The following is a 13,809-nucleotide window of genomic DNA, read 5'->3' as shown; positions in this document are numbered from 1 at the left end:
AGGTTAGAGGTCCGAGGCAAAGCACACAAATTATGTCCCCGTACCTCGCACCTCGTACTGCCATTCGGAGAACTTCAACGTATCACGAAGTGATGTCACTTCACCTCTCGACCGGAGTTGCTTTGCGAGTACGCTCCATCGTTCGCTGAGCGGCGGCGACGACGTGATCGGCGGTGAAGCCGAAGTGAGCCAGAACCTCTGGCCCCGGGCCCGAAGCTCCGAAGCGATCGATCGCAATGACTTCGCCCATGTCGCCAGCCCATTTTGTCCAACCCAGGGAGGCTGCGGCTTCGACTGTGACCCTCGATCTGATCTGCGGCGGTAGCACGAAATCGCGGTATGAATCGGGTTGTGCCTCGAAGATGTCCCAACTGGGCATGCTGACCACACGAACGGCGCACTGCTGCTCTTTTTCAAGCGTCGCCTTCGCCTGCATACAGAGAGAGACTTCAGAACCTGTGCCAATCAGGATCACATCCGGCTCTCCCGCCGAGTCAGACAATATGTAAGCGCCTCTTGCGACACCTGGCTCTTTCGCATCCGACCGGTCCATGTGCGGCACCGCCTGCCGGCTCAGTACGAGGAGGGTCGGGCCATCGAGTTGGACCGCTAATTGCCACGCCTCAAGCGTCTCGGTGGGATCTGCGGGGCGGATGACCCTGAGCTCCGGAGTCGAACGTGCAGCAGCTAACTGCTCGATCGGTTCATGGGTGGGCCCATCTTCGCCGACCGCGATACTGTCGTGCGTGAATACAAAAACCACTTTGAGGTGACTGATCGCGGCGAGCCGGACCGAGGGCTTCATATAGTCGTAGAACGTGAAGAAGGTCGCCGTGTAAGGCAGAATCCCCCCATGAGCCGCCATTCCGTTCGCGACCGAACCCATCGCATGTTCGCGGATGCCGAACGCGATATTCCGCCCCGCATAGCTCCATCCGCCGGCCACCCCGCCTTGGGCGTAATTGCCGACCAGTTCTATCGGCTGAAAATTGCCGTATCCGTTCAGAGGTGTGTCGGTCGAAGGATTCAGATCGGCCGAGCCGCCAACGATATTCGGAATTCGCGCAGCAAGGGCGTTCAAAACCTTTCCACCTGCGGCCCGCGTTGCAATGGCCTTATCCTGCGGAGTCCAATGTGGCGCACCCACCATCCAGTCCTCCGGCAGTTTGCCGGCGAGAATCATCTCGAATTCCGCCGCCTCCTTCGGGAATGCCCGACGATACTCCTCGAACTTCTGGCGCCAAGAGTTCTCCGCCTCGTCTCCTTTCGGCACTGCCTGGCGGAAGAATGAGAGAGATTCGTCAGGAATGTAGAACTTTTCCGTGGAGGGCCACCCAAGGGCTTTTTTCGTCTTGAGCAACTCCTCCTCTCCTAGCGGAGAACCGTGAGCCGCAAAGCTGTCCTGCTTGTCCGGGCTGCCATAACCAATGTGAGTATCCACAAGGATCATGGAAGGCTTGTCCGTGACTGCCTGCGCCTCGCGAAGAGCGGCGGCTATCGCCTTGGTATCGTTTCCATCTTTCACTTCTGTTGTGTGCCAGCCTGCGGCCTGGAAACGCGCGGCAACGTCCTCCGTGAATGTCAGGTCGGTTGAGCCAGCCAGGGTGACCTGGTTCCGGTCATACATAGCAATCAGTTTTCCTAATCGCAGATGGCCGGCCAGCGACGCGGCCTCGTAGCTGATGCCCTCCATGAGATCGCCGTCGCTGCAGAGCACATACGTATAGTGATCGACGATTTTCAGGTTTTCGCGATTGTACCGCGCAGCGAGCCAAGCCTCGGCTATCGCCATTCCAACCGCGTTTGCGAACCCCTGGCCGAGCGGTCCCGTCGAGACTTCCACGCCCGGAGTAGCTCCGCGTTCGGGATGTCCCGGGGTTCGACTCTCTAACTTGCGGAAGTGCTTTATATCGTCGAGTGACAGATCGTAGCCGGTGAGATAGAGCAGACTGTACAGCAACATCGAACCATGCCCGGCAGACAACACGAACCGATCGCGATCCGGCCACGACGGATTCTTGGGGTTGTACTTCAGGAACTCTGTCCAGAGGGTGTAACCGAGCGCCGCCGCCCCCATTGGCAGACCCGGGTGTCCAGAGTTGGCATTCTGGACCGCGTCGGCTGAAAGCATACGAATGGTGTTGATACGGAGAGTCTCAGCAGCAGTGTCTGTCATCTTCTCCCTCGACGGTGCCTTAACAGTTTAGACGTCTGAAGACAGGAGGATGATTCTACACGACTCAAATCACGCTGATATTTGAGGGTCTCCCGCACCGCCGAGATTGGCGGGAACCGGGACGGGTTGAGAGGAGCTTGTTTTTACCTGTCCGGATTCGAGCCAGGAATTTATCTGGGGAAGGGATTTGCGCATGGAGTCTTCGCCGACCTTCATCAATTCCTTCGCGCGATCGAAGCAGTCATACTCGAAGCCGTCAACGTTGGGCTCAATAACGAGGTCCGCGTCGCGCTTCCATGACTCACTCATCCGTTCCTGCGCAATCGAGAAGCATTGGCCGATAACGTCGAATAAGTGCCGCGGGGCGCGAACCTTGATCCAGTTCGCATTGAGGTAGAGGCCTATCACGCGGTCGGCGCCAAGTTGTTTGAGGGGAGTCGTCGGGACCAGCCAGGCCAACATCCCGTCGACGTAAGTTTTTCCGTCGATTTCGACTGGAAGAAACATTCCAGGATAAGCACAACTGGCGCGCACTGCCGGAATCACCGAGCCTTTTGTAAACACAGCAGGCTCGCCGGTGATGAAATCAGTGGCAGCGACGGCCAGCGGAATCTTCATCTCTTCGAACGTGTGTACCTTCAGCATTTTGCGGAGCAGCGTTTCGATTCGGTCGTTATTACAAAGGCCGAAACGGGACACAGTCCAGCGCGCAAAGTGCTTAAAGCGCACCATCAGCGCGATTTCGGAAAGCTCCTTTGCTGAAACACCGCTGGCATAGGCTGCGCCTATGATCGAGCCCACGCTGGTTCCAGCAATATAGTCGACGGGGATTTGCTCTTCTTCAAGAACTTTGAGCGAGCCGATGTGAGCGATTCCGCGGGCGAATCCGCCCCCGAGGGCGAGTCCGATCTTTGGACGTTCGAAGGGTTGTGAGGCGTTGACTTGTGTTTGGGGGCCGCGAGTCAATTCCTGCGTAAATACGCGAATTGAGCGAGTTAAACGTTCAAGTCTGGTCACGACCGACGGGGCATACCCTCCGATCCCTGCTTCATTAAGATGCTAAGTTCAGCAGGCCTGATGCACCATCGCCATGTAACTTGCGTCACATGCTCGTGTGATCATCGTTTTTAATCGTTTTTACTTGCTAAGTCGCTTGCGGCCAGCCTTTCGGCCCCAGCGCCCTGCTCCCGATATGTTATTGAAAGCGTCAACAGCCGCGAGGAAGGTTTGAGCGTGCGCTTCGGCAGTCCGGGAGATAGGGTCGCTGTAGCCGCCGCCGAGGGTCACCACCACCGGACAGCCAATTGAGCGCACCGCTTCAAAGACCATACGGTCGCGCTCGCGTAAACCACCCATAGTTACAGCCAAGCGCCCGAGTCGATCGGAATCCAGTGGATCCACGCCGGACTGGTAGAACAAGAATTCCGGCCCAAATTCCAGCACGCGCGGCAGCACTGATGCCAACTTCTCCAGGTAGATCTCATCCCCAGTTTCGTCCTCAAGTTCCACGTCGATTTTGCTTCGCTGCTTCCGGAAGGGAAAATTCTTGCCGCCATGCATGGAAAACGTCAGCACATCGGGATCGTTCTCGAAGATCTGCGCAGTTCCATCGCCCTGGTGAACATCGAGGTCAACAACAGCAAAGCGGGACGCATTCCTCTCTTTGCGCAATGACTCGATCGCTATCGCTATGTCGTTGAAGATACAGTAGCCGGAACCTTCCTTTCGAAATGCATGGTGCGTGCCGCCCGCGAGGGTTCCGCCAAAACCGGTCGTGAGTGCCTGCTCGCTTGCGGCCAGCGTTGCGCCCACGCTCGCCAGGGTTCGCCGGACAAGCCCTTCGGACCAAGGAAAACCAATGCGGCGCATCGTTTCCCGCGGCAGCGCGCCTTCAACAAACTGGCGCACGTACTCGGAATCATGAGCGAGTTCGATCTGCGAAGGCTCCGCCAAAGGGGCTGGTCGCAAATCGAACAGATTCGTCGCCTGCAGCAATTCGCGAATAAGGTGGTATTTTGCGACTGGAAAGCGATGCCCTTCCGGAAGCGGGAAATGGTGGTGGTCAGTAAAATAAAGAATGGGCGCCAAGCCAACCTCGAAACTGTAGCCGCGGGACGATCGAGCCATCGTGCCATGGAAGTAACTCATGGTTTCAATGGCAAGGTGGCCCGATCCGAAATGGCACGATGATCTCGATTCTTCCTTGTTTTCCACTGCAACGCAACGTTGCACCCGTGGCCTGAGTCTGCGAACATAGAGTTTCAATCTGATCCAGGGTTTCCTCGCGTGCCCTCCAAGACACTAACGGTCCGAGAGATTTCCGCTGGCGGCGTCGTGCTACGTCGCATCCGCGGGAGATGGCACGTCGCGATCATTGAGCCCAACACCATCAATCACGACGGTGACGATCCGCCACCTCCCGCGCGTGAAAAACCGCGTGTACTGGCGCTTCCCAAGGGTGCGGTTGACAAAGGGGAAAAGGCCGAAGAGGCTGCCGAACGGGAAATCCACGAAGAAACGGGCCTTGAGGCTGACCGGATAGCCAAGCTCTCCGACATACGTTACGTCTATACGCGCTCCTGGGGTGGACGCGAACGCGTCTTCAAAATCGTCACCTTCTATCTCTTCCGCTATCGTGGGGGCCGCATCGGGGACATCACGGAAGCTATGCGGATCGAGGTTCGGCGCTGCATGTGGCTGCCGCTGGAAAAGGCTCACAAGATGCTGACTTACAAGGGCGAGCGCGAGGTAATACAACTCGCACAGCAGTACGTCCGCGCGCATCGCGACCTATAGATGGTTATAGATGGTTTCTTCTGGCCGTTGCTCGCCCCAACCTGTTATAGATTCCAAGACAGTTTCGTAGGGCCGGTGTCGCACCGTCAGCGACTGAAGACGTTTCGCGTCTACCATCACGAGGACTCCATGCCTGCAACTCCCCATATTGAACGTCACTTCACTGCCGGCGAGGTCGTTCGCGACATCGTGATCGGTATGTCCGATGGACTCACGGTTCCCTTTGCACTCGCCGCTGGCCTCACCGGCGCGATCGACAACAGCCGAATCGTCGTTACCGCCGGACTCGCGGAAATCGCCGCCGGGTCCATTGCCATGGGCCTGGGCGGATACCTTGCGGCACGCGGAGACGCCGAGCACTACAACAGCGAACTGGAGCGCGAATTCAAAGAGATTCGCGAGGTACCCGATACAGAGGCCGATGAAATCACGGACATCTTCCAGGAGTACGGTGTCACACCAGAAGAGAGCCAATCCACTGTTGACTCTCTCCGCCTGCGCCCGAAGCAGTGGGTGGATTTCATGATGCGATTCGAACTGGGATTGGAAAGACCGAATCCATCTCGCGCCCGCAACAGCGCCGGAACCATCGCGGGATCGTATGTTGTAGGTGGCCTCGTGCCACTCTTCCCCTATTTTCTGGAACACTCGGCGCGAAACGCCATGTGGTACTCAGTCGCTTTCACGTTGCTGGCGTTGCTCGTTTTCGGGTACGTGAAGGGTCGTTTTACGGGGGTCTGGCCAATCAAGAGTGCTCTGCAAACTGTTGTAATTGGGGGGGTTGCGGCTGCCGCGGCCTTCGGCATCGCTCGCCTAATAACCTGAGTAACTTTCACTAGCAGCCCTGCATCCAAATTTTGTTGACTGAATGAATGATCATTCAGTATGCTCTTCACAACTTAATAGGGCGCGCGCCTTGCCATCCTCACCCCACATTTCCGGCGCGCGCCGTTTACTTTTATGCAGGTGTGGGAACGGGGTGAGATTAAGCGGATAGCGTGCTGCCAACGCTCGGGGATGTGAAGATAATGTCACGCGGGATGTGTGTTGCATCCCATCCAAGTAGCTGGTGAGAAGTCGTTCTGGGCTTGAGTTGCTCTGTGGAGAGCTTCGCAATCATCATGAAAAGTAAGATCGAGAAAGTTGCCGTTTTAGGCGCGGGAACCATGGGCTCGCGTATAGCTGCGCACCTGGCCAACGCGGGAGTTCCCAGTTACCTGCTTGACATCGTTCCACAGACTGCCGACGCGAAGGGTAGAAACCAGATCGCTGCGGCCGGTCTGGAAGGTGCGAAGAAATCCAGGCCCGCTGCCTTCTTTGAGCCTTCCCTCGCCCGGTTCGTTACGATCGGCAATTTTGAAGACGACCTCGCAAAAATTGCCGAGTGCGACTGGATTATCGAAGCGGTGGTCGAGAACCTCGACATTAAACGTTCCTTGCTGAAGAAGGTTGAGAACGTTCGCCGGCCTGGGACGTTCGTCACAACAAACACGAGCGGCCTTCCTGTTCATTCGATTTCGGAAGGTTTCTCGGAAGACTTCCGTCGCCACTGGTTCGGCACGCATTTCTTCAACCCGCCTCGCTACATGCGACTGCTGGAACTCATCCCCACGGCGGAAACGGATCGCTCTGCCATGGCGGCCGTCGCGCACTTCTGTGATACGCGTCTCGGCAAGGGCGTCGTCTATGCGAAGGACACTCCAAACTTCATCGCGAACCGCATCGGCACCTTCAATGTTTTGAACGTGATGCGGCTTATGCAGGAGATGGATCTCACGATTGAAGAGGTCGACTCGCTGACTGGCACCGTGATCGGACTGCCCAAATCCGCGACGTTCCGAACTGTCGATCTCGTTGGCCTCGATATCCTTGGCCACGTCGTAAGGAACATGCAGGCCACCACTGCCGCCGCGAGCGTCTCCGGGGGTACGAGCACACAAGCACTCGACGAGCGCGGCGACCTCAAGTTGCCCGCGTTTTACGAGCAGATGCTCGAACGGAAGATGCTCGGCGACAAGACAAAAGGGGGCTTCTACAAGAAGCAAAAGTCGGCTGAAGGGGAACAGCGCTTCGGACTCGACTGGAAGACTCTGGAGTATCGTCCGCGACAGAAGGCAAAATTCCAATCACTGGAGATGGCCAAGAACATTGAGACCTTGCCGGAACGCGTGCGCATGCTCGCCGGCATGGATGGCGGCAAACTCGACAAGGCGGGACAATTTCTCTGGACGACGCTTACGGAACTATGGACCTATTCGGCGAATCGCATTCCGGAAATCGCCGACAGCGTCGTCGAAATCGATCATGCCATGAAACTCGGCTTTAACTGGGAGATGGGTCCATTTGAGCTGTGGGACGCCGTCGGCGTGAAGCCTAGTGTCGAGCGCATGAAGAAAGAAGGCCTTCCAGTCGCAGGCGGCATAGAGAAGCTTCTCTCGGCCGGAAAGACATCGTGGTACACGGACGAACCGGCGACGCGCAGCACGCGCGGGTATTTCGATCTCGTATCGTTGAACTATAAGCCCGTCCACGTCCCCGAAGGCGTCTGGAGCGTAACCGTCGCGAAGAAGTCCAATGGCGTGATGAAGAAGAACGCCGGGGCATCGCTGATCGATCTCGGGGACGGAGTCGGCTGTATTGAGTTTCACTCCAAGATGAACGCGCTCGGCGGCGACGCCGTAGCGATGCTCCACCAGGTGCTGAAGCACGGCGGCTCCGGCGACCAGTTCGACGCATTCGTCATCTCCAACGACGGACCGCATTTCTCGGCAGGCGCCAACATCATGCTCTTGCTCATGTCGATCCAGGAACAAGAGTGGGACGAAATCGACATGATGGTTCGGCAGTTCCAGCAGGCGACGCAACTTATCAAATTCTCACAGAAGCCAGTCGTGTGTGCGCCCTTCAACATGGCGCTGGGCGGCGGCTGCGAGGTCGCATTGCACTCGGCTTTCCGGCAGGCGCATGCAGAGCTCTACATGGGGCTGGTCGAAGTCGGAGTCGGCTTGCTTCCAGGAGCCGGTGGTTGCAAGGAAATGGCGTTGCGCGCAATCGACTCTGCGCGAACCATCCGGCCTGACGGTCGCGGTGAATCCGTGGAATTGATGGAAGCGATGAAGAAAGCGTTCGAGACCGTCGCGATGGCAAAGGTCTCGACCAGCGCGGAGGAAGCCGTGAAATTGGGCTACATGCGCGAGAGCGACGGAATTACCATGAACCGCGAGCGCCTGCTCAGCGACGCAAAGTCGCGCGCGATCGAACTGGTTAAGCTCGGGTATCAGCCGCCTGTGATGCGAACCGATATTCCCGCGCCCGGCGAAAACATCCTCGCCACGCTGAAACTCGGCGTTTACCTGATGCGCGAGGGCGAGTACATCACTGATCACGAAGTCAAGATTGGAAACAAGGTCGCGGAGGTTCTCTGCGGTGGCGCCGTCTCGCCCGGAACGCCCGTGAGCGAACAGTACTTGCTCGATCTCGAACGCGAACACTTCAAGTCGCTCTGCGGCGAGAAGAAGACTCAGGAGCGGATTGCTCACACTCTGAAAACCGGGAAGCCATTGAGGAATTAGGGATGGGCTCGAGCTACTCAAATGCGGGCAGTCGAATGTTAACTGGAAACTGAGAACTGAAGACTGGGAACTGATATGAGAGAAGTTGTAATCGCATCCGCCGTCCGAACTCCGGTCGGCAAAGCTTATAAAGGAACGTTGCGTAATACGCGTCCTGACGACCTCGCAGCAACCGCGATCAGGGGCGCACTGGAACGCGTGCCAGAAATCGATGTCGGCGAAATCGAAGACGTAATCCTCGGCTGTGCCATGCCGGAAGCTGAACAAGGCATGAACGTCGCCCGAATTGCCTCCCTGCGCGCCGGCCTGCTCGTCGAAACCTCGGCCATGACTATCAACCGCTTTTGCTCGTCGGGACTGCAGTCGATCGCGATAGCGGCCGAACGCATTATGGCGGGTGGCGCCGAGGTCATCGTCGCGGGCGGAACCGAGTCGATGACAATGATCCCGATGGGTGGGAACAAGGTCTCAGCGAATCCTTGGCTGGTGGCGAACAATCCCGGTTCGTATCTCTCCATGGGACTTACTGCCGAGCGGCTTGCGACGAAGTACGGGATCACCCGCGAGATGTCCGACGAGTTCAGCTACCAGAGCCATCAGAAGGCATTGAAGGCGATCGCCACCGGAAACTTCGAAGACGAGATCGTGCCAGTAACTGTGCACTTTACAGCTCCAGCTGCGACCGCAACGCGCGGCGGCACTGCGGTGAAACTCGCAACCCAGGAGATCGCATTCAAGGTTGATGAAGGTCCTCGCGCTGACACCACACTCGAAGCGCTCGCTGCGCTAAAACCCGCGTTTCATGCCAAGGGAACCGTCACCGCCGGAAACTCGTCGCAGATGTCGGATGGCGCGGCAGCGGCGGTTGTAATGTCCGCTGGCCGCGCGAAGGCTCTCGGCATCAAGCCTCTCGCACGATTCGTATCATTCGCAACCGCGGGATGTCAGCCCGAGGAGATGGGAATCGGCCCCGTTTATGCAATCCCGAAAGCCCTCAAACTCGCCGGCCTGAAACTTGACGATATCGACGTTATCGAATTGAACGAAGCCTTCGCGGCACAATCGCTCTCGGTGATCAAAGTCGGTGAGCTTGATCCGGCAAAGATCAATCTCAACGGCGGCGCCATCGCACTCGGTCATCCATTGGGCTGTACCGGGGCCAAGCTGACGGCGACCATCATCCGCGAATTGAAGCGTCGCAAAGCGCGCTACGGCATGGTCACGATGTGCGTCGGCGGTGGCATGGGAGCAGCGGGGATTTTTGAAAATGTTCAGTGAGTTCTAACCACAGAGGCAGCGAGGAAACTTGATCATAAGACAAAATCAACATTGACGGGTCGTGGATCCCACACCTCTGCGTGCTCTGCGTCTCTGTGGTGAATAGGTTCTGCGAACAGGTTATAAGGAGAAGAGGATGGCAACGACAGTACCAGCAGCACCAAAGAAGAAGATCCCCGGCGGCAGTTTTCTGCTTGAAGAAGCAGTTGTCGAAGCGGTTTTTACGCCGGAAGATTTCAGCGAACAGCAGCAACTCATCGTACAGACGACGGAGGAGTTCGCGGCCCACGAGATTGCTCCGGCCGAAGAGAAGATCGAATCGAAGGACTGGTCGGTCACTCGCGAGTTGCTGAAGAAGGCGAGCGAACTCGGCCTCACCTCCGTCGATATCCCCGAAGAATACGGCGGCGTCGAAATGGATAAGGTGACTTCGGCGATAATTGCCGACCGCATTTCCAAATCCGGCTCATTCGCGGTCAGCTTCGGCGGACACGTTGGGATCGGCACCCTGCCCATCGTCTACTTCGGCACGGAAGAGCAGAAGAAGAAATATCTGCCGAAGCTTGCCAGCGGCGAATGGGTCGGCGCCTACGCGCTCAGCGAAAGCTCCAGCGGTTCGGACGCGCTGAACTGCCGCGCCAAGGCCGTGCTCTCGCCCGATGGCAAGCACTACGTGCTGAACGGCGAGAAGATGTGGATCACCAATGCGCACTTCGCCGATCTGTTTATCCTCTTTGCAAAGATCGACGGCGAAAAGTTCAGCGCGTTCATCGTTGAGAAGGATTTTCCCGGCTTCAGTGTTGGCGCTGAAGAACACAAGATGGGAATTCGCGGCTCCTCGACTGCCCCGCTCATCCTCAACGATTGCCAAGTCCCAGTGAAAAATCTACTTGGAGAGATCGGCAAGGGGCATGTCATTGCGTTCAACATCCTCAACGTGGGTCGATTCAAGCTTGCGGCGTTCTGTGTGGGTGGAGCGCGCACCGCACTGCAAGGAGCCATCAAGTGGGCGAAAGATCGCAAAGCCTTCGGCAAGACCATTGCTGACTTCGGTCTCATTCGCGAGAAGATCGCGCAAATGGCTGTCGGAATCTACGTTGGTGAATCTATGGTTTACCGCACAGTCGGCATGATGGACGACGCTCTCAGTGAGATCGACAAGAAGGCCGACAATGCCGCCAAACTGATTCGAGACGCCATCGAGGAGTATGCGGTCGAGTGCTCCCTGCTGAAAGTATGGGGTTCCGAGATGCTCGACATGGTCGTCGATGAGCAGGTGCAGATTTACGGCGGCTACGGCTTCGTAGAAGAGTACCCGGCTGAGCGTGCGTATCGCGACGCCCGCGTTAACCGTATCTTCGAGGGCACGAACGAAATCAACCGCATGCTCGTCGTTGACCGCCTCACTCGGAACGCAATGTCAGGCAAGCTGCCGCTCATGGCTGCCATCAAGAAACTCACCGACGAGATCATGGGTGGACCATCGACCGACGAATTCGAGGGCGCGCTCGCGGAGGAACGTAAAGCCGTTGCGAACGCGAAGAAGCTCTCTCTGTTCTGCGCCGGCGTCGCTATACAGAAATATATGATGGGACTGAAAGATCACCAGGAGGTACTCGCGGGCCTCGCCGATCTCGTCACCGAGTGCTATGCGATGGATTCTGCTCTCGTTCGTGCGCAAAAGGTTCTTGCTACCCAAGGCGAAGCCGCCTCAAAGCTGCCGGCTGTGATGGCGCAGATATACATTAACTATGCGCTGGATCGCATCGCGGCCACGGCCAAGAAGGTTTTTGCCGAAGTCGCCGAAGGCGACAAGCTGCGCACCTACATGACCATCCTGCGCCGGCTCACGAAGAATGACCCGGCCAATGTAATCGCCCTGCAGGAACAAGTCGCGGTGCGGACCATTGATGCCGGCAAGTTCGTTATTGCGTAGGTGAAACTGACGATCACTGCCCCACGTTTCTGCATGAACAGACGTGGGGTTTTTTCGCGATGCTGCGAACTGCATTATCCTTAGCACATGCGTCCTCTCCCTGCTGCCGACCGCAGGCTCGTGCAGATCGTCGATGCGGCACTCGCCGACGCGACCCGTCGTAGTGGACACTGGCTCGTATGCCGGCCCGGATGTACGCAATGCTGCATCGGCGTCTTCGCCATCAATCAACTCGATGCCCTGCGGCTCCAGCACGGGCTAGCCGACCTGCAACGTACCGACCCGGCCCGCGCCGCACGTGTCCGTGAACGCGTAGATGAGAGTGCCTCCCGGCTTGCCTGCAATTTCCCCGGTGACCCGGGCACCGGCGTTCTTCGTCGCGATGCCGAGTCTCTCGCCCGTTTCGAAGATTTCGCGAATGATGAACCCTGCCCCGCGCTGGACCCTGCCACGGGACTATGCGATCTCTACTCGTCGCGCCCGCTCACGTGCCGAAGCTTTGGTCCGCCTGTGCATACTCAAGGTGGCTTGGGAATCTGTGAACTCTGTTTTCAGGGTGCCTCTGAAAGGGAGATCGCCGCTTGTGAGTTGCAAGTCGACCCGGACGGTCTCGAGTCAAAGATTTTGAGGCGAATCGGAAGCAACCCAGATGAGCCAGTTCAAACCATTGTCACTTTCGCGCTATCCGCCTCGCTAAATCGCGGCAAAGTCTAGGAAAAGCCTCGTTCAGGGGGGCGCCTCTTCGTTGGATCGAGGCCTCGCTCACACATACTCGTGACGTACAGCACAGTCAATACGGTTGCGGTTTCAATAACCTCCTGAACCTAAAGGAGCATTGGATGGCTTTCAGGATGGTCGCCGACGCCGAACTCCAGGCATCTCTCTTCAAGTACGCGAGCAGTACGGTCGAGGTCAACGCGCGCGAGTACTTGTTCCGTCAGGGCGAAGACTCCCGCGGATGTTATCTGATAAAGCGCGGTACCCTGGCGCTTTTTATGGAGGGTTCGTCTGGAAAACGGCTCCTTGGCAGAGAGCTCGGGGAAGGGTGCATAGTGGGACTGCCCGCGACAATAAATGGGAATCCGCTTAGCCTCACGTGCCGTGTCACGGAAGACGCCGAACTCGCGCTTCTTACGCGCGACGATCTGGCGCGGTTGATGAGAGATGACGTCGCGGCCGCAATGAAGATCCTCGATCTGCTGAGCACGGAGGTTCAGTCGACGCGCAAGCAGGTGGCGAAGTATGCAAGGCCCGCCAGACCAAGCCTGAAACCTGGCACCTAGCCCTTTGCGTCCCGTTGATCTCTACTCCGCTGCCGTCTTCGACTGTGGTTTCCATCGCAGTATCGGTTTTCGCGCCGCCGCGACTTCATCCAGTCGCGAAACGCGAGTATGGTAAGGCGCGTTGCGGATGAGATCGGGCTCCTTCTCCGCCTCGTCCGCGACCTTCTTCATCGCGTCGATGAACGAGTCAAGTTCTTCCTTCGATTCACTCTCCGTCGGTTCGATCATCAACGCGCCGTGCACGATCAGCGGAAACGACACCGTGTACGGATGGAATCCGTAGTCGATCAGCCTCTTCGCGATGTCGCCGGTCTTGATGCCGTTCTTCGCCTGCAGTTTGTCGCTGAAGACAACCTCGTGCATCGACGGCATCTTGTATGGAAGATCGAAGCAGCCCTCGAGCTTCTTGCGAATATAATTCGCGTTGAGAACCGCGTCTTCTGTCGTCTGACGCAGTCCGTCCGGCCCGTTGGCCATGATGTATGCCAGAGCTCGGACGTGCATGCCGAAGTTGCCGAAGAACATTCGGACGCGTCCAATGGATTGCCTCCGGTCATAGTCCAGCCGCAGGGTTCCGTCCTGCAACTCCTGGATGACCGGCACCGGCAGGAACGGCTCGAGATTCTTTTTGACCGCGACAGGACCGGACCCCGGACCACCGCCGCCATGAGGCGTCGAGAACGTCTTGTGCAGGTTCAGATGCATCACGTCGACACCGAAGTCGCCGGGGCGCGTCTTGCCGACCAGCGCGTTCATGTTGGCGCCGTC

11 protein-coding genes are annotated in these 13,809 nt (G+C 57.6%); 7 read left to right on the top strand and 4 right to left on the bottom strand.

Translation table 11 applies throughout. The annotated features are described in order from the left end of the window. Nucleotides 1-100: 100 nt before the first annotated feature. The 3 genes from tkt to ROO76_05375 all read right to left on the bottom strand — a co-directional run bounded on the left by tkt (nucleotide 101) and on the right by ROO76_05375 (nucleotide 4,303). A complete protein-coding gene (tkt, locus tag ROO76_05385; protein MDT8067583.1) occupies nucleotides 101-2,176 on the bottom strand; it encodes a transketolase in 2,076 nt (691 codons plus the stop codon). 69 nt (nucleotides 2,177-2,245) lie between these two features. After that, nucleotides 2,246-3,193 carry a patatin-like phospholipase family protein gene (locus tag ROO76_05380; protein ID MDT8067582.1) on the bottom strand — a complete coding sequence of 316 codons (948 nt, stop codon included), beginning with the start codon at nucleotides 3,191-3,193 and terminating at the stop codon, nucleotides 2,246-2,248. 120 nt (nucleotides 3,194-3,313) lie between these two features. Then, nucleotides 3,314-4,303 carry a histone deacetylase gene (locus ROO76_05375; GenBank protein ID MDT8067581.1) on the bottom strand — a complete coding sequence of 330 codons (990 nt, stop codon included), beginning with the start codon at nucleotides 4,301-4,303 and terminating at the stop codon, nucleotides 3,314-3,316. A gap of 159 nt (nucleotides 4,304-4,462) precedes the next feature. Between ROO76_05375 and ROO76_05370 the strand changes: the two genes are divergently transcribed. The 7 genes from ROO76_05370 to ROO76_05340 all read left to right on the top strand — a co-directional run bounded on the left by ROO76_05370 (nucleotide 4,463) and on the right by ROO76_05340 (nucleotide 13,041). Beyond that, complete coding sequence (locus tag ROO76_05370) at nucleotides 4,463-4,972, top strand: NUDIX domain-containing protein (GenBank protein MDT8067580.1); 510 nt, start codon at nucleotides 4,463-4,465, stop codon at nucleotides 4,970-4,972. A 129-nt stretch (nucleotides 4,973-5,101) separates the two neighbouring features. Beyond that, complete coding sequence (locus tag ROO76_05365) at nucleotides 5,102-5,797, top strand: VIT1/CCC1 transporter family protein (GenBank protein ID MDT8067579.1); 696 nt, start codon at nucleotides 5,102-5,104, stop codon at nucleotides 5,795-5,797. 296 nt (nucleotides 5,798-6,093) lie between these two features. Further along, nucleotides 6,094-8,544, top strand: coding sequence for a 3-hydroxyacyl-CoA dehydrogenase NAD-binding domain-containing protein (locus tag ROO76_05360; GenBank protein MDT8067578.1), 2,451 nt, complete (start codon nucleotides 6,094-6,096; stop codon nucleotides 8,542-8,544). 75 nt (nucleotides 8,545-8,619) lie between these two features. Beyond that, nucleotides 8,620-9,822, top strand: a complete 1,203-nt coding sequence (locus tag ROO76_05355; GenBank protein MDT8067577.1) for an acetyl-CoA C-acyltransferase — start codon at nucleotides 8,620-8,622, stop codon at nucleotides 9,820-9,822. Between the two features lie 136 nt (nucleotides 9,823-9,958). Continuing rightward, the gene (locus ROO76_05350) at nucleotides 9,959-11,758 is read left to right on the top strand and encodes an acyl-CoA dehydrogenase family protein (protein ID MDT8067576.1); all 1,800 of its coding nucleotides are present in this window, start codon (nucleotides 9,959-9,961) and stop codon (nucleotides 11,756-11,758) included. An 87-nt stretch (nucleotides 11,759-11,845) separates the two neighbouring features. Beyond that, the gene (locus ROO76_05345; GenBank protein MDT8067575.1) at nucleotides 11,846-12,472 is read left to right on the top strand and encodes a YkgJ family cysteine cluster protein; all 627 of its coding nucleotides are present in this window, start codon (nucleotides 11,846-11,848) and stop codon (nucleotides 12,470-12,472) included. A gap of 125 nt (nucleotides 12,473-12,597) precedes the next feature. Further along, nucleotides 12,598-13,041 (top strand): cyclic nucleotide-binding domain-containing protein, encoded by a 444-nt coding sequence (locus tag ROO76_05340; protein ID MDT8067574.1) that lies wholly within the window; start codon nucleotides 12,598-12,600, stop codon nucleotides 13,039-13,041. Nucleotides 13,042-13,062: 21 nt separating this feature from the next. Here the strand turns inward: ROO76_05340 and ROO76_05335 are convergent. Continuing rightward, the coding region (locus tag ROO76_05335) for an aminomethyl-transferring glycine dehydrogenase subunit GcvPB (protein ID MDT8067573.1) at nucleotides 13,063-13,809 on the bottom strand (747 nt) is incomplete at its 5' end.

The organism is Terriglobia bacterium (genome assembly GCA_032252755.1).
Lineage (GTDB): Bacteria > Acidobacteriota > Terriglobia > Terriglobales > Acidobacteriaceae > JAVUPY01.
Note: the sequence above shows the minus strand (reverse complement) of the source record. Positions and strands in the feature narration are given on the sequence as shown.

Excerpts from the sequence above, each read along its gene's own strand:
- ROO76_05365 (MDT8067579.1), top strand. The coding sequence starts at position 5,102 with ATGCCTGCAACTCCCCATATTGAACGTCACTTCACTGCCGGCGAGGTC.
- ROO76_05375 (MDT8067581.1), bottom strand. The coding sequence starts at position 4,303 with ATGGCTCGATCGTCCCGCGGCTACAGTTTCGAGGTTGGCTTGGCGCCC.
- tkt (MDT8067583.1), bottom strand. The coding sequence starts at position 2,176 with ATGACAGACACTGCTGCTGAGACTCTCCGTATCAACACCATTCGTATG.
- ROO76_05350 (MDT8067576.1), top strand. The coding sequence starts at position 9,959 with ATGGCAACGACAGTACCAGCAGCACCAAAGAAGAAGATCCCCGGCGGC.
- ROO76_05340 (MDT8067574.1), top strand. The coding sequence starts at position 12,598 with ATGGCTTTCAGGATGGTCGCCGACGCCGAACTCCAGGCATCTCTCTTC.
- ROO76_05355 (MDT8067577.1), top strand. The coding sequence starts at position 8,620 with ATGAGAGAAGTTGTAATCGCATCCGCCGTCCGAACTCCGGTCGGCAAA.
- ROO76_05360 (MDT8067578.1), top strand. The coding sequence starts at position 6,094 with ATGAAAAGTAAGATCGAGAAAGTTGCCGTTTTAGGCGCGGGAACCATG.
- ROO76_05345 (MDT8067575.1), top strand. The coding sequence starts at position 11,846 with ATGCGTCCTCTCCCTGCTGCCGACCGCAGGCTCGTGCAGATCGTCGAT.